Here is a 23,120-nt window from a genome sequence, read left to right as displayed (position 1 = left end):
GCCGGCGCGTTTCAGAACGTCTGGCCGATGCTCAGGTGCAACCGCAGGCGGCGTTGCCAGTGGACCTCCGGAGGGCGATCCGTCAATCCCTGGCGGTAGCGGTACACGTCGGCCGGATCGCGCAGGTCCTCGTAGCTCGGATTGAGCTTGTAGGCCAGATCGAGCCGGATAAAACCGGCAGGCGTCTGGTAACGCACGCCCAGACCGGCCGCCCATCGGAAAGCCGTCGTGCGCAGCACCAGCCGATCCTGGCCGAGCTGGCCGCCATCGAGAAAGGCGGCGCCCTGCCAGTCGCTGCCGAGTCCCGGCAGGCCAAAGCGCAGCTCCAGGTTCAGCAACAGCTTCCGGTTGCCCCCGATCGGCTCGTAGTAGATCGTCGTATCACCGTCGCTGATCTGCAGACGGGTTACTTTCGGTCCGAGCTGTTGCAGTCCCCAGCCACGCACGTCGCTGCTACCGCCCGCGTAGAAAAGGATCGGGTCGAAGCGATTCTCGTAGCGCAGGCTATCGGCGCGCCCCAGACGGCCGGCCAGCGCCTCGCGGCTGCGTCCCAGCGGCTCCAGCCGTCCAAAGAGCAGGCGGCCGGCCAGCACGCTCCGACGCGTAAGCGGCAGGTAGCCCGTCAGCTCGGCTCCCAACCGATAGTATTCGATCTCCGAGCCGATGAGTCCGCCGCCCAGCTCGGCGAACGGTCGGACGAGATAGCCGCGTCGGGGATTGAAGTAGTTGTTCGTGCGGCCGAAGGTGGCCGTCAGCGACAGGATGCTTTTGTCGAACAGGTCGCGCGTGCTCGTCGTGTCGCGCCGCTGCTGCGTGAGCTGCAGCGCCCGGCTGAAGGCGTGCTGCAACGTAACGGTGCGAAACGGATAGATTTCATAAAACAGCGTGGTGTTCAGACCGAACTCGCGCGTGTTGATCTGGAGCGGCTCGTCGCTGTCTTCCAGCAGCGGATCGCGCTGATACTCCAGGAAGGGTGAGAGCAGCAGCTCCATCCGCCGCGAAAACAGATAGGGCTGGCGAAACAGCGCGCTGAAGCGAAACAGCCGGGGGGGTGGCGTGCCCGGTCCCCGACGGGCCAGCAGGCCGGTCTGCGCCGCCAGGTTCAGCGTCAGCGTGCGGGCATCGCCCAGAAAGTTGCGATGCGTCCAGCGCACCTCGGCCCCGAGCCCCTCGCTGCGGCCAAAGCCGCCCTGCAGCACCAGAAAACGCAGCGCCGACTCGGCCACCCGGTAGCGTACGGTCACCGTGCTGTCGCGTGGCTGCGGCGGGATGTCGGCCAGCGCCACGCGGAAGATCTCCAGCCCGAACAGCTGGCGCTGTCCTTCCACCACCTTACGCTGCGCGAACACATCGCCTTCGCGGAACGGCAGCTCCCGGCGCAGTACCCGATCGCTCACCCGCCGATTGCCTTCGATCTGAATTTCCGAAAAATAGCCGCGCGGCCCCGTGTCCACCACGAAGCGCAGGTCCACCGTGTTGAAGGTCGAATCGATACGGGCGTCGGAACGCACGCGTGCAAAGGCATAGCCCCGGTCGCGAAACCAGTTCAGCACGGCGTCCTGAATCTCCACGCGCCGCGCTTCAGTGTAGCGGTCGCCCACCCGAAAGGCGATCTGATCCCGAAATCGACGCCATCGCTCCCGCAGCTCCGGATCGAGCGTGGTCACCAGATAGCGTCCCTCCGGATCGAAGAAGCCCACGTCCTGGATGACGAGCGGCGGCCCTTCGCGAATGCTCAGCACGATGTGGATCTGGTTGCGTACGGTGTCGAGCTGCGAGGCCGGATAGGTGATCTCCGTATGCAGAAAGCCGTTGCGGGCATAAAAGCGGCGAAGTCGCACCACGTCGCGGGCCAGTTCGATCGGATCGAACGGATAACGGGCCGGCGAGACGAACGGCAGCCAGCCTTTGACGCGATCCCACCACGAGGGTGCCCGCAGCACCATCTGCTCCCGGAGCTGGTCCTCCTCGAAGCTTTTCGTGTCCACGAACCGAAACGAAATGGTCCGGATCGTGGTGCGCTCGTTGACCAACCACAGCGGCGCCTGCGCCATGAGCGGCCGCACCAGCCCCAGCAGCAGTGCCGCGACGATCCCGATCCGACAACGCCCGCGCTTCATGCGTCCACTTCAGAAATTACGGTGGTAGCCGGCATTTCCTTCCGGTCGCGCTGGTGTTTTTCGTAGAGCAGCACCAGCAACGCCCCCAGGATAAACACCACGCCCGAATAATACACCCAGAAACCGAAGGCCAGGATCAGGCCGAAGACGTGCCCGATCGCCGAAATGCCGCTATTCGCGAAGCGTTCAAAAAACGTGGAGCGGGCCGCGTAAAAGGCGAACGCGGTCTTGGCCGCTTCCCAGAGCAGCGCCGCCACGACGGCACCGAGCAGGGCGCCCTTGACGGGCGGCCGGGGCTTCGGTGTAAAGTAGTAGAGTTGAAAGAACATGGCCAGGCTGAGCAGATAGGGAATGAGCAGGCCCAGCACCTGGAGGATGCGCCGCCATCCTTCCTGCACCCACATGTAGTCCAGGTGCAGCCGCTGCAGCCATTCCAGACCGGCCACGTTGATCGCCTGAATCGTCAGCGAAACGCCGAACGTCAGCAGAAACAGTCCGCCGACCTGCACCATCATGCGCAGATCGAACAGATACCCGCGCAGGATGGAGCGCCCCTGATGCCAGGGCTCGTCGAACACCTGGCTGAGCACGCCGCGCAGCGTGGTGAAGAGCGTCATCGTGGCGTAGAGCAGGCCCAGAATACCGATGATGGTGAAGGTGCCGCTGGCCCGCTGGAGCTGCTCCAGAAACTGAATGAGCTGGTCGCTCTGATAGGGCGGCAGAAAGTCTCGGATGAAACGGGCCACGGTTTGAAAGGGACGCTCCTGACGCAGGATACGGCCCAGCAGACCGGTTGCCAGCACGAGCACGGGCACGATCGTCACCAGCACCTTGAAGGCGATGGCCTGCGCCCAGAGAAAGACCGGCTTGCGGTCGAGCAGATGGTAGAGCCCCACCAGGTAGTAGCGCAGGGTCCGCCAGATACGCCGCAACGCCTCACGAAAAGCCGCCCATCGAAGTTGCATGCCGGAAACAGGCCGGGTTCTGGGGGGACCGCACAACGCCAGGGCTAAATCCGTCGGCTACCAGGGGTTCCGGCCGCTTCTGCAACCGTTGCGTTACGCGCTGGCGCGACGTTCTTCGTAGATCGGGGCCTCGCCATAGCGGACCGTGGCGGCCGTAATCCGGCACACGCCCACGTCGGGCATCGTGTGGATGTTGAACATGATGTCGAGCATCACCTCCTCCATGACGGCCCGCAGTCCCCGCGCGCCGGTCCCCAGCTCCTTGGCCCGCTCGACAATGGCATCGAGTGCCTCCTCCTCGAAGATCAGCTCGATGCCGTCCATGGCGAACAGCTTCTGGTACTGGCGCACCAGCGCATTCTTCGGCTCGGTCAGAATGCTCCGGAGCGCCTCGTCCGAAAGCGCCTCCAGCGGCGTGATGACGGGAAGACGTCCGATGAATTCGGGAATGAGTCCGAACTTCAGCAGGTCGTCGGGCTCGACGTAGTAGAAAATACGCGGATCTTTCGGATCGACGCGCCTGCCCCCCGAGGCAAAAAATCCGATCGACGAGGTCGAAAGGCGACGGGCAATGATCTCTTCCAGCCCTTCGAAGGCCCCGCCACAGATGAACAGGATGTTGCGCGTGTCGATGTTGATCAGGTTCTGCTCCGGGTGCTTGCGGCCACCTTTCGGCGGCACCCCGGCGATCGTGCCCTCCAGAATCTTCAGCAACGCCTGCTGCACGCCTTCGCCCGAAACGTCGCGCGTGATCGAAGGGCTGTCGCTTTTGCGGGCGATCTTGTCGATCTCGTCGATATAGACGATGCCCTGCTCGGCCCGCTCCACGTTGAAGTCGGCCGCGTGCAGCAGGTGCGCCAGAATGCTTTCGACGTCTTCGCCCACGTAACCGGCTTCGGTCAGCGCCGTGGCGTCGGAAATCGAAAACGGCACGTCGAGAATGCGGGCCAGCGTGCGCGCTAGCAACGTCTTGCCCGTACCGGTCGGACCGATCAGCAGGATGTTGGATTTTTCCAGCTCGACGTCGTCGTAATCGGACAGATAGTGCTGATGGTCGATCCGCTTGTAATGGTTGTAAACCGCCACGGCCAGCGTCTTTTTGGCCCGCTCCTGGCCGATCACGTATTCGTCGAGGGCGGCCTTGATCTCCGGAGGGGTCAGGCGACGCCGATGCGCCTGGGGGCGCCGACGGGCGGCCGCATGGGCCATCAGATCGTTACGGACGATGCCGGCCGCGTCGTGAATACAACGGTCACAGATGTACACATCGTTCGGACCGGCCACCATCGAAAGGACTTCCTGGGTCGTCCGCCCACAGAACGAGCAGCGAATCGTGTCGTCACTTCGGCGCATTACGTTCTCAGGTTACCTGATCGAAGACACGGCGCCCTGCCTGCTATGGTAAGAATATCGGCATCTTCGCGCAACCTCTTCAATCACCGGGCAAAACTACCGGCAGCGAGGTGCGTTAAGGAGCAGGCCTGCAACCTACCGTAACTCCTTTTCCCGCTTCCGGTTCTTCGGAAAATGATCACCGCCCTGCCGGAAGCCTTCCTGGAGCGGCTCCGGCGGCTGGTGCCGCCGGACCGGTTGCCGATGGTTGAAGCGGCTTTCCGAGAGCCGCGCGCCATGGCCTTCCGGGTCAATACGCTGAAGGTCGATCGCGATACCGTGCAGGCCGCGCTGGAAGCCGAAGGCCTTCAGCCGCGGCCGGTGGCGTGGTATGCCGACGCCTTCCAGGTGCCCCCGGAAGCGCGCGCAGCGCTGCTCGAAAGCAGGCCCTACCGCGAGCGGTGGATCTACGTGCAGGACCTGGCCAGCATGCTGCCGCCGCTGGTGCTGGCGCCCGAGCCGGACGCGCGCGTGCTGGACCTGTGCGCGGCGCCGGGGAGCAAGACGCTGCAACTGGCCTGCCTGATGCAGGGCCGGGGCGAAATTGCCGCCGTCGAGGTCGTACGCCCGCGCTTTTATCGCCTGAAGGCCAACGTGCAGGCCTACGGCGCCCCCAACGTGCGGTTGTACCTGCAGGACGGCACGCGCGTGGGGCGCTACCGGCCCGAATCCTTCGACTACGTGCTGGTCGATGCGCCCTGCTCTTCGGAAGGACGCTTTCACCTGAGCGATCCCGAGACGTTCGCCTACTGGAGCCCGCGCAAAATCCGCGAGATGGCCCGCAAGCAGTACCGGCTGCTGGTGTCGGCCGTCCAGAGCCTGCGCCCGGGCGGCGTGCTCGTTTACGCCACCTGCACGATGGCGCCGGAAGAGAACGAAGCCGTGCTCGATCGCCTGCTGCGCACCTTCGACGGCGTGCTGACCGTCGAACCCGTCGACCTGCCCCTTGCCAACCAGCTGCCCGGCCTTGAAAGCTGGGAGGGTCGTTCGTTCCACCCCGCACTCCGCCATGCCCGGCGCATCCTGCCCACCACCGAAATGGAAGGCTTCTTCCTGTGCCGCCTGCGTAAGTGTGCTTCCACGCAGCGCGCCCGCCATTGAGTCAGGCCACGAGCACGCCCAGCTCGCGGCCGACTTTTTCGAAGTCTGGGGAAGCTCCGGTTTATCGAATAAGGCGTACCTGGCTCCCCAGTGCCTGCCAGGCCCGATCAGCCGTAACGACCGGCCATCCCAATCGTAAACCCAGGGCCAGACAGGCCCGGTCGGCCAACGAAAGCCCGAGCGGTCGCGTCTGCTCCCAGAGGCCGGCGGCAATCTCCGCATCCCGGATGATGAATGGCTCGATCTGCAGTCCCAGCGCCTCCAGATCCTCTCGCAATCCCTCCACTGCGACGCCGCGAGCCAGGCTTTTCTGGAGCACCTCTGACCAGTTGACGGCAGACATTACCGCCACCTCCAGCAGCGCTTCCACCTGGTCGCCGCCGGGCTCGTCATGTAGCCAGGCCAGCAGGGCCGAGGCATCGAGCACAACACCATGTTCCATATCAGGGACGCTGTGCGTCGGCCCGACGCTCCGCAATCAATTCGTCGGACAGACAGACCTCTGAGGGAATGTGGGCGAACCGGGCCTTCACCCGTTCGATCACTTCCTGGCGCTTTTCCAGGATCAATCGGCCATCTTCCACACGCACAATCAGCCGGTCGCCCGGCGCCAGTCCCAACTGCTGACGCACATTGGCTGGAATCACCACCTGGCCACGCTTGCCCAGGCGAATCTCTTGCGGCGTCTGTGTTTTTCTCATCACATCCCTCTGCTTTACGCCACGAGCACGCCCAGCTCGCGGCCGACTTTTTCGAAGGCCCGGATGGCAAAGTCCAGGTCTTCGCGCGTGTGTGCGGCGCTGGGCATGACGCGAATGCGGGCGGCCCCCTTCGGCACGGTCGGATAGCCAATCGCCATGGCGAAGACGCCCTCTTCGAACAGGCGGCGGCTGAACTCCTGCGCCAGCGGCGCCTCGCCCAGCATGATCGGCGTGATGGGCGTTTCGCTCTTGCCCGTATCGAAGCCCAGCTCCTGCATTTTCGCTTTGAAGTAGCGGGCGTTGTCCCAGAGGCGATCGACCAGCTCGGTGCTCTCCTCCAGCAGGTCGATGGCCGCCAGGCACGCGGCCACGTCGGGCACGGTCATGGCACTGGAGAACAGGAACGGCCGTCCGCGCTGGCGGAGCCACTCGACGAGCCGACGGCTGCCGGCCACCACGCCACCCATCACGCCGAAGGCCTTCGACATGGTGCCCACTTCGATGTCCACCACGCCGTGCAGGCCGAAGTGATCGACGATGCCCCGGCCGCCCCGGCCCAGCACGCCCTCGCCGTGCGCGTCGTCCACCATCAGGATGCAGCCGTAGCGTTTGGCCAGCTCGGCCAACCGCGGCAGCGGCGCGATGTCGCCATCCATGCTGAAGACGCCATCCGTCACGATCAGCTTGCGGCGGTACTGCGGGCCGTGCTCCTTGATCAGGTCTTCGAGCGCGTCCACGTCGTTGTGCGGATATGCCACAATGGTAGCCCGGCTGAGGCGGCAGCCGTCGATGATGCTGGCGTGGTTGAGCTGGTCGCTGAAGATCACGTCTTCGCGGCCCACGATGGCCGGGATCGTGGCCAGGTTGGCCGCAAAGCCGCTCTGGAACGTGATGGCGGCTTCGACGCCCTTGAACTTGGCCAGCCGCCGCTCCAGCTCCACGTGCAGCGTCATCGTGCCCGCGATCGTGCGTACGGCGCCGGGCCCGACGCCGTACTGCTCCATCGCCTTTCGGGCCGCCTCCACCAGGCGGGGATGATTGGCCAGCCCCAGATAGTTGTTCGAGCAGAAGTTCAGCACCCGCTTGCCGTCGACGGTCAGCCAGGCGCCCTGCGGCGACTCGATCGTGCGGATGTACGTGTACAGGCCGGCCTCTTTCAGCGCGGCCAGCTCGTCATCGATCCAGCTCAACGGGTGGCTCATGGCAGGCTCCGGTTGGGTTCGGGACGTTTCTTCAAAGATAGCAGGTTTCAGGGCTTCAGTCCATGCCGTTGGGGTACAGGATGACCTTGGCGACCACTTCGTCGCCGGGATTCATCAGCAGCCGGAACGCTTCCTCGTAGGCCTCCAGCGGCAGGCGGTGCGTGATGAGCGGACGAAGATCGACGGCGCCGGTCTGCAGGAGCGCCCGCATCCGGTGCCAGGTGTCCCAGATCTTGCGGCCGTAGATGCCCTGGACGGTGGCGCCTTTGATCACCACCAGGTCGTTCCAGTCGAGTGCGATCGGCTCGGGCGTCAGGCCGAGCGCGGCCACCTGTCCCCCGGGGCGAAGCGCTTCCAGCGCGGTCTGAATGGCCATCGGCGCTCCACTCATCTCCAGCACGACGTCCACGCCGTCCCCGCCGGTCAACGCCCGCACCTGCTCGGCCACCTCGTCGCGCCGGGGATTGAGCACCACGTCGGCACCCATGCGCCGGGCCAGCGCCAGCCGCTGCTCGTTGGGATCGGTGGCAATGATCAGCCGGGCGCCCGCCACGCGGGCCACCGGAATGGCCATGAGGCCGATCGGCCCGCACCCGCTCACCAGCACCGAGCGACCGGCCAGGTCGAACGTGTAGACAGCGTGCACGGCATTACCGAACGGATCCTGCAGCGAGGCGATCTCCGGTGGCACATCGGGTGCATTGACCCAGACGTTCTCGGCCGGCACGCACACGTACTCGGCGAAGGCACCGGGACGGTCGATGCCGATCACACGCGCATTGCGGCACAGGTGTGGCTGACCGGCCCGACAGGCGGCACAGGTATGGTCCACGATGTGCCCTTCGGCCGAAACCGGCTGACCCACCTCCAGCCCCTCGACCGCTTCGCCCACCGCCACGATCTCGCCGGCAAACTCGTGGCCCAGAATCAGCGGTGGCCGGATGCGCTGCTGACTCCAGCCATCCCACCGGTAGATGTGCACGTCGGTGCCACAGATCGACGTCGCCGTTACGCGAATCAACACATCCCGCGGGCCGGGCTGTGGCACCTCGGTCTCGATCAGTTCCAGCCCGGGCCCCGGGCGCATCTTGGCCAGTGCTTTCATTTTCATAGGCTCCCACAAAGCTCAGGGGCACAGAACCCCGACGTTTTTCGTCGCAAAATACAACGCGCGAGGGTTTCAACCGGGGGGCTTCAGTGAAAAAGATGTGGGCAGCCCTTTGATGGACGCCCGGGATAGCTTCTTGCTGAAGCGCCCGATCCCGCAGGCCCCTGTCGTTCAAACGGTCCGGATTGGCTACAACCGCTCTGCCCGCCATGAAGTTTATGAGCGAGCGGCGCGCTCGTGTTCTGGCTGCTACCCGGCTGATCGCCTCCCTGTGCCGGAACCAATCCGCAGGAACGTAGGGGCGGACACGGCGGTCCGTCCTACGTGGTAGAAATGGTATCGTTTATCCGGTAGCAACGTACCGCCGGAAACGCCCGTGCTTTCGGTCCGAAAAATGACGTGTGGTCAGGGGATTCTACGCACCTGCCTTACGTTTTAAGGGGTCCGCAGCACCACCGTAAACCGTCTCGGGCCGTGGATGCCGTGGACAAGCGTCTGCTCGATGTCGGCCGTCTTGGAGGGGCCGGCCACCCAGAGCCCGAACCCCTGCCACGTCGGCGCCAGTCGGGCATAGGCTTCGTGCAGGTCGGCCACAAGGTGACGACCGTCCAGCACGACGATCAGGTGCTCGACCAGAAAAGCGGCGGCCCGGTGGACGAGCGCTTCGTCGTCGAGCCAGACGGCTCCGTTTTCGGCCACGCCCAGCCGCGCAGGGCACACCAGCGTCTCCAGATCATCCAGCGCGTGCGGATCGTCCACGGCGTCCAGATGCACCGACCCGGCCAGTCCCGGCACCGTCGAAGCCCATTGCGCCGGAAGCAGGGGTTGCAGTACGGCCTCCAGTTCATTCTCCGGCGCTTCGAGCACCTCGCCCCCGGCCCGCCGGACTTTTTCCACGAAGCGTTCCCGCAGCGCCGCCTCCCCCGCCGCTGCAAAGGCCGGAATCTCGGGCAACGGCGCCGCGGGCGGCCGGTTTCGGCGAATGGCTTCCAGCATATGCCGACGGTCCGGGTCCGACATGGCGTTCGTAGATTTTCGATGGCGTTTCGGTAGGATTTACAGCCTGCCGTTTGAAGCACGACCCGTGCGCTCGTAGTCAGGCACGGAGCAAAGCGGAGTGCCGTCTCGGGTGATGCCACTACGGCTGGCGCCTTCGTGGCTTACTACAAACCCGTGCTCCTGACACGCAGCGCAAAGCCCTGGCTTACCGGATCATCCTCTGGTGTATGTGAGAAAACACGGGCGCACACGGTGGTGCGCTCCGGCCTGGGCAAACGACGACCTTCCTACCAGGTAGGGGCGGACCGTTGTGTCCGCCCCGTCGTACCGGATGATGTCCGGTACACAGAAGGTTGTGCCATCATGCACTGGCAAATCAGCGATCCCATATAAGTTCTAAAAACGACTCATCGGACGCGCGTACTGGCGCGTCCCTGCCGAACCCGCCGGAGCGGTTATCGTTGCGCCGTGGCCGAGGCTCTGGTTTTCCGATACCATTCCAGAAAACTTTCCGCCGGGGCCGAGGGTAGCTCGCGGGCACGTCCCCAGCCGTTCCAGGGGCCGTAGAGGATCCGGCGCGGCAGGCGCCGCAGGCTCCAGCGCAGCAGGCGTCCGGCCCTCCGGTAGCGCCCCGGCGAAGCCAGCACCCGGGCGGCCAGCCGCATGGCGAGGCGCTTCAGGCGGGGGACATAGCGCGGACCGACCTCCTGCCGCCAGGCATAAAGCTGCTCGTCGATGTCGATCTGCACGGGACACACTTCGCGACACGAGCCGCACAGCGACGAGGCATAGGGCAGCGTCCGATAGCGGGCCGCGTCGTAGCCGGGCATCAGAATGGCGCCGATCGGTCCGGGCACCGTGGCTCCGTAGCTGTAACCACCGCTCCGGCGATAGACCGGGCACGTGTTCATACAGGCCCCACACCGAATGCACTTCAGCGCCGGCCAGAAGCGTGGCAGCCCCAGCCGACGGCTTCGGCCGTTATCGACCAGCACCACATGCACTTCCTGGCCGGGACGCGGCCGCCCGATGTGCGTCGTGTACACCGTGAGGGGCTGGCCGGTAGCGCTGCGCGCCAGCAACCGCAGAAACACACCCAGATCGACGAGACGCGGGATGAGTTTTTCGATCCCCATTGCGGCAATGTGCACCGGTGCCAGGTGCATGCCCAGATCGGCGTTGCCCTCGTTCGTGCAGACGACGAGCGTTCCGGTTTCGGCCACGGCAAAGTTGACGCCCGTGATGGCCGCCTCGGCTTCCAGAAACTTCTGGCGAAGCACCCGGCGGGCGACGGCCACCAGTTCGTCGGGCGTCAGGTTTTCGGGCACGCCGAGCTTTTCATGAAAGAGCCGGGCCACCTCTTCGCGACGCAGATGGATGGCCGGGGTAACGATGTGGCTGGGCGGCTGCCGGAGCAATTGCATGATGCGCTCGCCCAGATCCGTATCGACCACCTCGATGCCACGCGCCTCCAGGTAGGGGTTCAGACCGCACTCTTCGGTCAGCATCGATTTGCTTTTGACCACGCGCCGCACATGGCGGGTGGCCAGCAGCTCATGCACGATACGGTTGTGGGCGGCGGCATCGCGCGCCCAGTGCACCTGGATGCCGCAGGCGCGCGCCTGTGCCTCGAACTGCTCCAGGTAGCGATCCAGATACGTGAGCACGTGCGCCTTGATCTCCGAGGCCAGTCGCCGCAATTCCTCCCATTCGGGCACCTCGGCAGCGGCCCGATCGCGCTTCAGCCGCACCTGCCAGAGCAGCGCATCGTGCCACTGCACACGTTCGGCATCGGCCACAAAACGGGCGGCCAGCCGGGCATGATCGACCACAGGCAGTTCGATGAACCCCTCCATCAGTCCGCTCCGGCAAGGATCTCGGCCACGTGCAGAAAGCGCAGGGGCAGCTGCTGCCGCCGTGCCAGCCCCTCCAGATGCATCAGGCAGGACATATCGGTACTGACGACCACTTCGGCGCCGGCCTGCAGGAAGTCGTCGAGCCGATCCTGCCCCATGCGCACCGACATCGCTTCTTCTTCGACGGCGAACGTTCCACCGAAACCGCAGCACTCGTCGGGGCGCGACGGCTCGACCAGCTCCAGTCCATCGACCTGACGCAGCAGGTCACGCACCACGCTGTAGGCGGGGACCATACGCTCGGACGGACGGCCCAGTCCCAGGCCGCGCAGGCCGTGGCAGCTGTCGTGTACTGCCACACGGTGCGGGAAGCGCGCTTCAATCCGCTCGACCTGCAGCACTTCGCGCAGAAACTGGCACAGCTCGTAGGTGCGCTGCTGCACGTGCCGGACGGCTTCGGCGTCGTCCGCTTCCAGATGATGTCGCACGTGAAAGACGCAACTACCCGAAGGCGCCACGATGTAATCGTACGGCGCGAACACTCGCACGAAATGCGCCATGACAGGCCGCGCCTCCCGGGCAAAACCCGCGTTGGCCAGCGGCTGCCCGCAGCAGGTCTGATCCAGCGGGACCTCCACGCGACAGCCCAGCCGCTCCAGCAGCGTCAGCGCCGCCCGCGCCACGCGCGGGTAAAACTGATCGATATAGCAGGGCACAAAAAGCGCGACGGTCATCGCAGAAAGCCTTCCGGAATGCCGCCGTCCACGTGGAGCACCTGGCCGGTGGTTTTGCTCAGGCGGCGTCCGCTCACCAGCAGGAAGATCGCTTCGGCCTGATCGTCCAGCGTGATCGGCGCTTTGAGCAGGTTGCGCCGCGCGTAGAAGTCGGCCAGTCGCTGGCGAAGCGTTTCGGTGTCTTCATTTTCGTCGAAGGGGATGCCATAGCGCAGGAGGGAAGCGATGACCCGCTCGCGCGGAAACATGGCGCTGCCTTCGACGACCGTCGCAGGCGCCACGCCGTTGACCCGGACGAGCGGTGCCAGTGCGAGGGCCAGCTCGCGCACGAGGTGGTTGGCGGCCGCTTTGCTCGTATCGTACGCCATACTGCCCACCTTGGGCACTACGGCGTTGACGCTGGTGGTAATCACCAGCGAGCCCGGGAGGCCCTGGGCTTCCCAGATGCGCCGAGCTTCGTCCGCTACGATGAACGGCCCTGTCACATTCACCCGGAAGGTGTCGTCCCAGCGGGCATCGGGGATCTCGCCGGTGGGCGGCGGCGGCACGTAGAGTCCGGCGGTGATCACCAGATGGTCCAGTCCACCATAGGCCAGAATCACCGAACGAAGCGCCCGGCGCACGGCCTCGCGATCGGTCATGTCCACTTCCAGGCCGATGGCGTCGCCGCAGGCCGAAATGCCCGTACCCGCTACCCCGATGCCCATGCCCACCTGCTCCAGGATGCGATCGGCCGTTTCACGGGCGGCCGGACCGTTCAGGTCCAGTGCAGCCACTACCGCGCCTTCCTGTACCAGCCGTTCGGCCACGCGACGGCCGATGCCACTACCCGCTCCCACGACGACGACAATCTGCCGAGCCAGTTCCTTCTCGGGCGGCATACGCCGCAGCTTGGCCTCCTCCAGTGCCCAGTACTCGATGTCGAACGCCTCCTGGCGCGGCAACGCCGTGTAGGTGCTGACCGACTCGGCCCCGCGCATCACCTCGATGGCGCTCTTGTAAAACTCGGCCGTCACGCGGCTTTCGCTTTTGGTCTTGCCCCAGGCGATCATGCCGACGCCGGGAATGAGCACCACCGTCGGGTCGGCGCCGCGCATGGGCGGCGAGTCGGGCTTGCGATGCGCTTCGTAGTAGGCCCGATAGTCGGCGCGGTACCGCTCCAGCCCTTCCTGCAGGCGCTCTTTGAGCACCTCCAGCGACTCAGCCGTCGGATTCCAGTCCACGTAAAGCGGCTTGATCTTCGTGCGCAGGAAGTGGTCCGGACACGACGTTCCCAGTTCGGCCAGTTCCGGCGCTCTGTTCGAGTTGACAAAATCTAGGACGTTTTCGCTCGCCTCGACGGTAGCGATCACCCGCTTCTCCTGGCTGAGCTGGCCACGCAGCCAGGGCAGGATTTCAACCAGCACGGCTTCCCGTTCGGCTTCGGAAAGCGCCGGATATTTCCGTCCGCCGAACGTTTCGATACCCCGATCGAAGCGAGCCAGATATTGCGCAGCCTGGTCGATCAATCGCAGCGTGAGCAGGTAGCACTCCTTGTCGTCGTCGGCCCAGTTGATGAGGCCGTGCCCTCCCAGAATCGCCCCGCGGGCCGAAGGATGCCGACGGCAGAGTTCCTGCAGTTTGAGCCCCAGCTCGAAGCCGGGCCGCTGCCAGTCCACCCAGAGCACCTCGTCACCGTAGATCTCCCGTGTCAGGTCCGGTCCGTCTTTGGCGGTCGCGATGGCAATGCAGGGGACCGGATGGGTATGGTCGACGTGCCGATAAGGGATAAAACTATGCAGCGGCGTGTCGATGCTGGGCGCGCAGGGGTTCAGGTTGAAGATGCAGTGGCGAAACAGTTCGACCATCGCATCTTCGGCTGGCGTCTTGGGGCCACGCGGTTCCATACGGGCGTAGATTTCCTGCAGCGCCAATAGTTTCTGCTGGTAAAGCGAGGCGAAGTTTTTCCGCGTAGCCGTGCGCAGATCACCTCCGGAGCCTTTGACCCAGAGCACCTCGACGGGCTCGCCGGTGATCGGATCACGCTCGATCAGCTTGGAGGACGTATTGCCACCGCCGGTGTTCGTGATGCGCCAGTCGCTGCCCAGCAGGTTGGAACGGTACACCAGGCGTCCCAGCGGATCCAGTTGATCCGCGACCGCATCGTCCCAGCGGTTTTCCACGAACGTAAACGTCATCTGTGTTTCCATCTATCCTTCAGTTAAGGTTTGCGGAATGGGTTCCTGATGAGGTTCGTAGATCCAGCAGGTCTCGGAGCGGGCCACAACGTCACGCAGTGTGTAGCCTTCGGGCAGGTCGCCCAGCGTGCGGGCCTGAATGAGCAGGTTGCCCATGGCCGTCGCCTCGGCTGGACCGGCCACCACACGCACCTCGCAGGTGTCGGCCGTGAGCTGACAGAGCAGCCGGTTACGGGCGCCGCCCCCCACGATGTGCAGCGTATCGACCGGCGCTTCGATGAGCGCCTCCAGCTGGCGCAGCGCCCGCCGGAAGTTCTGGGCCAGGCTTTCCAGGATGGCCCGCACCATCTGGCCCCGGCCTTCCGGTACCGGAAGGCCGTGCCGCCGGCAATAGGCCACAATGCGCTCGGGCATCTGCCCCGGTTCGAAGAAGTAGGGATCGTCCAGGTCGAGGTAGCACCGATCGGCGGGCGCCGCACGCGCTTCGGCTTCGAGCGTTTCCCACGAGACCGGTCCTTCCTGGCGCCATGCTCGAAGGCACTCCTGCAGCACCCAGAGGCCCGTCAGGTTTTTCAAAAAGCGAATCGTACCGTCAAGTCCTGCCTCGTGCGTGAAGCCGGCCTCCCGGGCGGCGTCGGTCAGGATCGGCGTGGTACGCTCCACGCCCAGCAGTGCCCAGGTGCCGAGGCTGATGTAGGCCCAGCGGGTGCCCGGACGAGCGGGCACGGCCGCCACCGCGCAGGCCGTGTCGTGCGAGCAGGAAGCGATCACGGCCACGGATGGATGCCCCCGCACCTGGCCGATCACCTGGCCTGAAGGCACAATGTCGGGCCAGCACGGAAAATCGAGCCCGAACGCGCGCAGCAGCTCCGCGTCCCACTGGCGGGTATGCACGTTCATGAGCTGGGTGGTGCTGGCCATCGAGACTTCGACCACGGGTTGCCCGCCCAGCCGTTGGTTGAAGTAGTCGGCGATCAGCAGTAGCCGTTCAGCCCGGCGAAGCATCGCCGGGTCCTCCTCCAGGTCGGCCAGCAGCTGGTAGAGCGTGTTGATAGGAATCAGCTGGATACCTGTCCGGGCGTAGAGTTCAGTCGGAGAGACCCGGGCAAAGGCCCGCGCCATCATCGGGCGCGTCCGCGTGTCCCGGTAGCTGTAAGGCGGCCGGAGCGGACGTCCCTCCCGGTCCAGCAGCACGTAATCGACCGCCCAGGAATCCACCGACACCGCACGCAGCGCTGGCATCTGCTCCAGCGCCTGCTGCAGGCCGGTCCAGATCTCCTGTTCCAGCGCCTCCACGTCCCAGAAGAGATGGCCGTCCCGTTCGATCAAAGGCGTCTCGAAGCGATGCACTTCGGCCATGTGCAGGACCGGCCCTTCCAGCCAGCCCAGCATGGCACGCCCGCTGGAGGCGCCCAGATCGAAGGCCAGGTAGCCTGCTCGCCGCTCACGCATAGCCGGGTGCCTGTGCGGTTGCCGGAGTGCTTCGTTCGCGGGCTTTCTGTTGGCGGTAACCGGACTCCCGGAAAGCCAGTACGGGGTCCAGGGCACCACCGCGACGGCGACGCACTTCGGCCACCAGCGGCCCGACGTCGGTCTCGAACGCCGCCCGTAGCGTTCGCTCGGCCATGAGCACGTCGCCCGTCTCCTGGTAGTGGCTGAGTGCCTCGCGATCGACCAGCAGCGCCCGCGCATAGGCCCGCTGCAGGTGATCGACCGTCTGCAGTAGCGCCTCGATCGGATCCTTCACGTTGTGGCTCTGATCGATCATGTAGGCCGGCCGAAAGCCCGGCACGCCCTCGCGCGCTGCATCGACCAGTTCGTTGAATACCAGGAAAAGCTGGTAGGGCTTGATCGAACCGGCCGTCAGATCGTCGTCGCCATACTTGGCATCGTTGAAATGAAAGCCTCCCAGCTTGCCGGCCCCGATGAGCCGTGCCACGATGAGCTCGATGTTGGTGTTGGGCAGGTGATGGCCCAGATCGACCAGACATTGCGCACGCTCACCCAGCGCCTGAGCCAGCAGCAGGGCCGAGCCCCAGTCCTGAATGACCGTGGCGTAGAAAGCCGGTTCGTAGGGCTTGTATTCGATGAGCATCCGCCAGCCTTCGGGGAGCGCCGCGTAGATTTCGGCCAGGCTTTCCTGCACGCGCTCGAAGCTGCGGCGCAGGTGCATCTGGCCCGGATAGTTGCTTCCGTCGGCCAGCCAGACGGTCAGTGCCGTTGAACCCAGCTCCTGTCCCCAGGCGACGACCTGCAGGTTGTGCGCGATGGCCTGGCGCCGGACGGCCGGATCGGCGTGACTGAGCGAGCCCAGTTTGTAGGAATATGGCTGGTCGGGTTGATCCTGAAACGTGTTCGAGTTGACCGCATCGAAGCCCAGCCCCAGTGCCTCGGCATGGGCCCGCAGCGCCGCCCAGTCATCTACCACGTCCCAGGGGAAATGCGGCGACACGCGCGGCGTGGCCCGCGTGAGCTGATGAATGACGGCAGCATCTTCGAGCTTTTCGAAGATGGTGCGCGGTTCGCCCGGTATCGGAAAGCGCCCGAAGCGTGTACCGCCGGCCGCCATGGCCCAGGTGGGCAGCGCCACCTCGAAAGTGGCCAGTTCGTCGAGCACCGCTTCCAGCACGATCCCGCTTCGCGCCAGCCGCTCGGCCAGGTACTCCAGATCACGCCGGTGCGCGGCCTCGCGCTGTCGGTTGTGTCGTTCCAGAATTTCCGCGTCGATCATGGCTTTTTTCAGAGCATGTCCGCTTTCGATCGCATCCAGAACGGTGCCGTCGCAAACCAGAGGGCCGTTCCCACCAGCATCAGATCGGCATGCATCTCCCAGGTGATCCGGCCGGCAAACACCAGCCACGAGGGAGCGACCGTCAGGACCAGCCCCAGGCCAGACAATCCCTGCAACAGACGGCGTAACATGGTTTTATTTCGTCACGTTTGCGGTAACTTCGGGTGTCGTCACCGGCGCCGCGCGGCGCTGCTGCAGGTAGCTGAGCCCCACGTAGAGCGCCACGGCCACGAACCATCCGGGCAAGCCGAGGAAGAAGATCTGCCAGCCCAGCAGCAGGTTCAGCAATCCGCACACGAGCAGCGTCCCACCCCAGGCCACGGCGGCGGGCCAGCTGAAAAGCAGTCTGCGCCACTCGGCATAGTAGGAGCGCAATCCCAGGCGCGGCAGCAGCCAGAAATCGGCAAAGATCACCGCACCCATAGGCATCAGAAGCAGCCCGTAGAGCGCCACGAAGTCGAGCAGCCGCATCATAATGGCTGGGAACAGCGCAGCGATGGTGGTCACGGCGCCCACGGCCAGCGTAACCTTCCAGCGCTTCCAGTTGGGCGTGATTGTCTGGATGGCCAGTCCGGCCCGATAGATGGTGGGGTTGGCCGTCGTCCAGCCGGCGATCACGACGGCGATCAGCCCGGCCACGCCGGCCCCCAGGTAGGCGATGGGGCCGGGGGCCACGTCGCCGCCCTGCTCCAGCGCGGCCGCCACCAGGATGCCCGAGGCGATCCAGGCGATGAAGTGCCCCAGGTACATGCCGGCCGCGCTGGCAAAGCCGTAGGTCCATTTGCGCGCGTAGCGCAACACGGTCAGATCCGCCATGCCGATATGCATGGCCATGTTCGTAAACCAGGAGAAAAACACCACATGCCAGAAGGTGAACTTCACGCGGCCCGGCATGGGCTCGCCGGTCCAGATCTTCTCCTGGGCCACGCGCCAGAAGTCGCTCCACGAATGCACGCCCAGCTGCGGCAGGACAGCCAGCGCGCAGGCCACAAACACCAGAAACATCCACGGGGCCGCCACCTTACCCAGCTGGGCGATCTTTTCGAAGCCCAAGATGGCGAAGACCGTCACCACCGCCCCGACGAAAAACACAGTCAGCACCCAGCCCACACTGTTCGGATACAGATCGTCGAGCCCGGGCATTTTCATGTCGAAGGGCATGCCGACGGCCGTGGCTGCCACCGAGATCATGGAGCCGGCCAGGAAGCAGAACATCAGGGCATTGACAAGATTGTAGAGCACCAGCAGGTACGGCCCCGTGATCTTGCGGAGCTGCCAGTAGAGGTTCAGGCGCGTGCGTACGGCAATCGGCGCACAGATGAACGCCCAGGAGAGCACGGCCAGCAGGTTACCCAGCAGCAATCCGCCGATCAGATCGGCCGCCGCCACGCCGTGCGCGACGAACAGCGGCCCGATGACGAACTCCGTGCCCGCCACGTGCTCGCCGGCGTAAAACCCCAGAAAACTGCCTAGCCCCTGAAGCCGATCGGGCGTTACCGGCTCGCGATCGAATTCGTTGAGCGCGTCGAGCCGCGCCGCCAGGGCCTGCATGCGGGAAGATTGTGCCATCCGTTACGGTGGGTTTTGTGTGGCTAAAAGCTCACCGTCACAGGCTGTCCTACCTCGGGCTGCGTCTGAATGCGCCGGACCAGCTCCGCCGAGGGCGGATAGGTGAACCGGTAGGTGCCCGAGCCGACTTCGATCACCACGTCGGCGCCGTCCTGATAAGCCCGATGCACCCCGGCCGCCGATTGCACCGGCTGCCGGCCTTCCTGCACCGACGCCAGCTGCGCACCCGGCAGGCGCACGGTGGCGGTGGTGTTCGGCGGGATGGTGACTTCCAGCACGAACGTCTGCGGATCGACCAGCTCCCAGCTTGAGGCCACCTCGCCGTAGAGCGAATGGTAGCGCGCCTGCACCCACTTCAGCCCACCTCCCGGCTGCGGCGCAATGCGCAGCCGCTGGTAGCCCGGCGTTTCCGTATCGATTCCCGCCACCACGCGATACATCCAGTCGCCCACCGAGCCATAAGCATAGTGGTTGAAGGAATTCATGCTGGGGTCCTGGAAGGTGCTGTCGGGCTTGATGCTGTCCCAGCGCTCCCACATCGTGGTGGCGCCCATTTTCACCTGGTAGAGCCACGAGGGGTAGGTGGTCTGCCGCAGCAGCGTGTAGGCCACGTCGAGCTGGCCGGTGTTGCTGAGCGCGTGCAGTAGCTGCGGGGTGCCCAGAAAGCCCGTGGTCAGGTGCATGTTATGAGCGCGCACGTCTTCGGCCAGCCGGCGCCCGGCTTCGGCCCGCAGGTGCTCGGGCAACAGATCGAACTGAATGGCCAGCGTGTAGGCCGTCTGAGTGGCCTGCGCAACGCGCCCGTTGGGTGTGACGAATTCGCGGTTGAAGGCTTCCCGGATGGCCTCGTACAACTGCCGGTAGTGCCGGGCCTCGTCGGTTTTCCCGATTACTTCGGCCGCCTGCGCCAGCAGCCGCGTGCTGTAGGCAAAGTAGGCGGTTGCCAGAAAATCGCGCCCGGTCGTCGCCCCCGGATAGGCCCGCCGCACATTCTCTTCGGGCACGAATGCCAGCCAGTCGCCAAAGTGGAAGCCCGTGTCCCAGATCAGATCCTCCCCTGCTTCCCGGCGCATGTACTCGACCCAGGCCTTCATGCTGGGATACTGCACCTCCAGAATACGCCGGTCGCCATACACCTGGTACATCGTCCAGGGAATGACCACGGCGGCATCGGCCCAGCCGGTCGCACCGCCCGGAAACCGTCCCGCAAAGGAAGGCAGGACGTTGGGCACGACATGGGGTACAGCTCCTTCCGCACTCTGATCGGCCGCTACATCACCCAGCCACTTGGTAAAAAAGCCGCCGACCAGCCCGTTGAACATGGCCGTCCGGGCAAACACCTGGGCGTCGCCCGTCCATCCCAGCCGCTCGTCGCGCTGCGGACAGTCGGTGGGCACGTCCAGGAAGTTGCCCTTCATGCCCCACTGGATGTTGAGCTGAAGCCGGTTCAGCAGCGAGTCCGAGCTGATCCATGTGCCGGTCGGCTCAAAGGCCGAGTGGATCACGATGCCGGTAATGGCCTCAGGTGTCAGCTCCCCCGGATAGCCGCTGACGGCCACGTAACGGAAGCCGTGGAAGGTGAAATGGGGCTCGAAAACTTCCTCGCCGTGCCCTTTAAGGATGTACTGGTCCGTCTGTCGGGCACGGCGGAGGTTTTCCGTGTAGAAATTGCCGTGTTTGTCCAGCACTTCGGCGTGGCGGAGCGTCACGACCGTGCCGGCCGGCCCCCGTACGCGCAGTCGCACCCAGCCCACCATGTTCTGGCCCATATCCACCACCGTATCGCCTTCGGGCGTGTACAGGATCGCGACCGGACGGATCTCCTGAATGCGACGCACGGGCGGACCGATGGGCGCGATCAGGATGTCTTTCGGGTGCTCCAGTACACGCACGCCCCGCCAGTCGCTGTCGTCATAGCCCGGCTCGGTCCAGCCTTCTTTTTCAAGGCGGGCGTCGTAGATCTCGCCCATGTAGATGTCCGACATGCGGATGGGCCCGGTCGTCGCCTTCCAGTCGGGGTCCGAGGTCACGACCTGCGTGCGGCCGTCCTCGTAGGTGATTTCGAGCTGGGCCAGGAGTGCCAGTCGGTCGCCATAGACGTTGCGGCGCCCACCCCATCCCAGATAGCCCCGGTACCACCCATCGCCCAGAATCACGCCCAGGGCATTTTCGCCCGGACGCAGCAGGTCCGTTACGTCGTAGGTCTGGTACTGGAGGCGATGGTGGTAGCTCGTCCAGCCCGGCGTGAAGAGCTGGTCGCCCACGCGGCGACCGTTCAGGTGCGCCTCGTAGAGTCCCAGGCTGGTAATGTAAAGGCGGGCGCGGCGCACGCGGCCATCGACGCGGAACGTCCGGCGCAGCATCGGTGCGGGTTGAGGCTGCGAGGTATCCTCTTCCCAGTCGTACGTGATCCACTGCGCCTGCCATTCCTCAGGCGACAGCAGCCCCATTTCCCAGAAGGCCGGCTCGCTCCAGGCCGAGCTGCGGCCGTGGTTGTCCCAGACGCGCACGCGCCAGTAGTAGCGCTGGCGGCTCTGCAGCGCCGGTCCGCCATAGGGGACGAAGACCGACTGGTCCGACTCGACGCGGCCGCTGTCCCATACGAGCTCGCGTCCGCGCGCGAGCGCTTCGCGGCTGGTGGCCACCTGAATCTGATAGGCCACCTGGCGTACATCACGCCGGTCGCTCTGTAATTGCCAGCTCAACCGCGGCTGCCGGACCTCGATCCCGATCGGATTGACATGGTATTCCGTGCGGAGCGAAGTAACCTGCAACGCCTGGTTCGACTGCGCAGCCCCCTCTTTCGCTCCTCCCAGCAAGAGGAGCACCATTAAGCAAAGCCAGATTCGCATGTTAAAATCCGGGGTTGGTTGTCAATAGCCGGGGTTCTGTTCCAGGTTATTCAAGATAACTTCGCGCAGCGGAATGGGGTAGAGCAGTCGGTACGGCTCGATCTGGTAGGCATTTTCGCGGGCCAGGCGTTCCGAGATCTGACGCATCCGCTCTCCGTGGGCACGCATCACGTCCAGCGCCTGGCCGGTCCGGAGCAGCTGGAACCAGCGCTTGTTCTCGAAGGCCAGTTCCACCCGCTGCTCGTGCCAGACGGCCTGCCGAAATTCCTCCTGGGACAGCCCCGTGAGCGGCGGCAGCCCGGCCCGTGCCCGCACCGCGTTCAGATAGGGCTCCGCCTCGGCCGTACGTCCTTCTTCGTTCAGCGCTTCGGCCAGAAGCAGCAGCGTCTCCGCGTAGCGGTAAACCGGCCAGTTTTCGTTCGTCCGGTTCAGTGCGTTGAAGGGCCAGGCAAACTTCTTGACGTAGGGAATGGAATCGCCAATGGCGACGTCGTACTGCACGTTGGAGGGATCTTCGTACCAGCCGATGGACACACCCTTGCGCAGATCACCGGGCTCATAGGCGTCGAGCATGTCGCGCGTCGGGATATTCCAGGCAAAGACGCGCGCCCCCTGGCACGGCCCCTGCATCAGCGCACAGCCCGAGTTGAACGGCGCAAACTGAAAGATCCAGTCCGCCTCTTCCCCCTCGTAGTTGTTGCTGTACTGGATCTCAAAGATGGACTCCCGGTGGTTTTTGTTGGCCGGGTTGAACACCTCCGCGTAATCCGGAAGCAGTTCGTAGATCCCCGCACTTACGATCTGCTCCAGAGCGGCACGCGCCTCGCTGAAGTTCTGGCGGGTCATATGCACTTCGGCCAGCAGCATCAGCGCCGCTCCTTTCGTGGCCCGGCCGGCCTGTTCCGCCGGATAGGTCCAAGGCAACTTCTGCACCGCATCCTGCACATCGGACAGAATCTGTGCATAGACCTCGTCCACCGAAGCCCGCCCTTCGGCATACGCTTCCGATGGCGTTTTGATTTCGTGCAGTTTCAGCGGCACGCCGCCGAACAGCCGGACCAGATTGAAATAGTTAAAAGCACGCAGAAATTTTGCTTCGCCAATATGCTGATCTTTCAAAGCAGTATTATTGCCATATTCCACCGACTCAATTCGATCCAGTATCACATTGGTCTGATAAATTCCCTGATATGAAGTCTGCCAGAAAGCTTGTATTTCTATATTTTCAGATTGTTCTCTAAATTCGTCAATCTGCTCGGCATGAAGCGCACCCCGATTGTCCACATTAAACTGATACGTTGTGTTATCGGAACGCATTTCGAGCAGACTATAGGCACCAGTAAAGGCACCAGGGCCATTTGCTGCATAAAGCGTCTGCAAATAGCCATAGGCGCCTAGGATCGCCTGATCAATCTGCGCAGGCGTGCGGAAGAAGGTCTCCGTCGAAATGTCCGATTGCGGCTGCACGTCGATCAGGCTGTCGCACGAAGCACCCAGCAGGCCGGCAATCAGAATGAGTGTATATCGTTTCATGGCTTGCCTCGCTGTTTGAA

18 protein-coding genes are annotated in these 23,120 nt (G+C 64.5%); 1 reads left to right on the top strand and 17 read right to left on the bottom strand.

Annotated elements, in window-relative coordinates:
* Positions 1–11: 11 nt before the first annotated feature.
* The 3 genes from GYH26_RS03690 to clpX form a co-directional block, all read right to left on the bottom strand.
* Positions 12–2,120 (bottom strand): BamA/OMP85 family outer membrane protein, encoded by a 2,109-nt coding sequence (locus GYH26_RS03690; RefSeq protein ID WP_161540538.1) that lies wholly within the window; start codon positions 2,118–2,120, stop codon positions 12–14.
* Positions 2,117–3,085 carry a YihY/virulence factor BrkB family protein gene (locus tag GYH26_RS03685; protein ID WP_161540537.1) on the bottom strand — a complete coding sequence of 323 codons (969 nt, stop codon included), beginning with the start codon at positions 3,083–3,085 and terminating at the stop codon, positions 2,117–2,119. Before GYH26_RS03685 ends, GYH26_RS03690 begins: the two co-directional genes overlap by 4 nt.
* Positions 3,086–3,178: 93 nt before the next feature.
* Positions 3,179–4,438 (bottom strand): ATP-dependent Clp protease ATP-binding subunit ClpX, encoded by a 1,260-nt coding sequence (clpX, locus tag GYH26_RS03680; RefSeq protein ID WP_161540536.1) that lies wholly within the window; start codon positions 4,436–4,438, stop codon positions 3,179–3,181.
* A gap of 174 nt (positions 4,439–4,612) precedes the next feature.
* On the opposite strand from clpX, the gene GYH26_RS03675 reads away from it, so the two are divergent.
* Positions 4,613–5,578 (top strand): RsmB/NOP family class I SAM-dependent RNA methyltransferase, encoded by a 966-nt coding sequence (locus tag GYH26_RS03675; protein WP_161540535.1) that lies wholly within the window; start codon positions 4,613–4,615, stop codon positions 5,576–5,578.
* A gap of 61 nt (positions 5,579–5,639) precedes the next feature.
* Here the strand turns inward: GYH26_RS03675 and GYH26_RS03670 are convergent, their stop codons facing one another.
* The 14 genes from GYH26_RS03670 to GYH26_RS03605 form a co-directional block, all read right to left on the bottom strand.
* On the bottom strand, positions 5,640–6,020 hold the full coding sequence (locus GYH26_RS03670) for a type II toxin-antitoxin system VapC family toxin (RefSeq protein ID WP_161540534.1): 381 nt from the start codon (positions 6,018–6,020) through the stop codon (positions 5,640–5,642).
* Between the two features lies 1 nt (position 6,021).
* Positions 6,022–6,279, bottom strand: a complete 258-nt coding sequence (locus tag GYH26_RS03665; protein ID WP_054685498.1) for an AbrB/MazE/SpoVT family DNA-binding domain-containing protein — start codon at positions 6,277–6,279, stop codon at positions 6,022–6,024.
* Positions 6,280–6,293: 14 nt separating this feature from the next.
* Positions 6,294–7,481, bottom strand: a complete 1,188-nt coding sequence (locus GYH26_RS03660) for a glycine C-acetyltransferase (protein ID WP_161540533.1) — start codon at positions 7,479–7,481, stop codon at positions 6,294–6,296.
* 55 nt (positions 7,482–7,536) lie between these two features.
* Complete coding sequence (tdh, locus tag GYH26_RS03655) at positions 7,537–8,592, bottom strand: L-threonine 3-dehydrogenase (RefSeq protein ID WP_161540532.1); 1,056 nt, start codon at positions 8,590–8,592, stop codon at positions 7,537–7,539.
* Positions 8,593–9,024: 432 nt separating this feature from the next.
* Positions 9,025–9,609 carry a LutC/YkgG family protein gene (locus GYH26_RS03650; RefSeq protein ID WP_161540531.1) on the bottom strand — a complete coding sequence of 195 codons (585 nt, stop codon included), beginning with the start codon at positions 9,607–9,609 and terminating at the stop codon, positions 9,025–9,027.
* Between the two features lie 434 nt (positions 9,610–10,043).
* Positions 10,044–11,444, bottom strand: coding sequence for a lactate utilization protein B (locus GYH26_RS03645; RefSeq protein ID WP_174238457.1), 1,401 nt, complete (start codon positions 11,442–11,444; stop codon positions 10,044–10,046).
* Entirely contained in the window at positions 11,444–12,178 is a 735-nt protein-coding gene (locus GYH26_RS03640; RefSeq protein WP_161540530.1) for a (Fe-S)-binding protein, read from the bottom strand. The genes GYH26_RS03645 and GYH26_RS03640 overlap by 1 nt, the downstream gene beginning before the upstream one ends.
* Positions 12,175–14,367, bottom strand: a complete 2,193-nt coding sequence (locus tag GYH26_RS03635) for a bifunctional rhamnulose-1-phosphate aldolase/short-chain dehydrogenase (RefSeq protein WP_242006577.1) — start codon at positions 14,365–14,367, stop codon at positions 12,175–12,177. Before GYH26_RS03635 ends, GYH26_RS03640 begins: the two co-directional genes overlap by 4 nt.
* A complete protein-coding gene (locus tag GYH26_RS03630) occupies positions 14,368–15,807 on the bottom strand; it encodes a rhamnulokinase (protein ID WP_161540529.1) in 1,440 nt (479 codons plus the stop codon).
* Positions 15,800–17,098, bottom strand: coding sequence for a TIM barrel protein (locus GYH26_RS03625; protein ID WP_431768143.1), 1,299 nt, complete (start codon positions 17,096–17,098; stop codon positions 15,800–15,802). The genes GYH26_RS03630 and GYH26_RS03625 overlap by 8 nt, the downstream gene beginning before the upstream one ends.
* Positions 17,095–17,277 (bottom strand): hypothetical protein, encoded by a 183-nt coding sequence (locus GYH26_RS03620; protein WP_012843201.1) that lies wholly within the window; start codon positions 17,275–17,277, stop codon positions 17,095–17,097. Before GYH26_RS03620 ends, GYH26_RS03625 begins: the two co-directional genes overlap by 4 nt.
* A 4-nt stretch (positions 17,278–17,281) precedes the next feature.
* Entirely contained in the window at positions 17,282–18,715 is a 1,434-nt protein-coding gene (locus GYH26_RS03615) for a purine-cytosine permease family protein (protein WP_161540527.1), read from the bottom strand.
* A 23-nt stretch (positions 18,716–18,738) separates the two neighbouring features.
* Positions 18,739–21,546 carry a glycoside hydrolase family 78 protein gene (locus tag GYH26_RS03610; RefSeq protein WP_161540526.1) on the bottom strand — a complete coding sequence of 936 codons (2,808 nt, stop codon included), beginning with the start codon at positions 21,544–21,546 and terminating at the stop codon, positions 18,739–18,741.
* A 42-nt stretch (positions 21,547–21,588) separates the two neighbouring features.
* A complete protein-coding gene (locus GYH26_RS03605) occupies positions 21,589–23,100 on the bottom strand; it encodes a RagB/SusD family nutrient uptake outer membrane protein (RefSeq protein ID WP_161540525.1) in 1,512 nt (503 codons plus the stop codon).
* Positions 23,101–23,120 lie beyond the last annotated feature (20 nt).

This window comes from Rhodothermus marinus (genome assembly GCF_009936275.1).
Lineage (GTDB): Bacteria > Bacteroidota > Rhodothermia > Rhodothermales > Rhodothermaceae > Rhodothermus > Rhodothermus marinus_A.
Note: the sequence above shows the minus strand (reverse complement) of the source record. Positions and strands in the feature narration are given on the sequence as shown.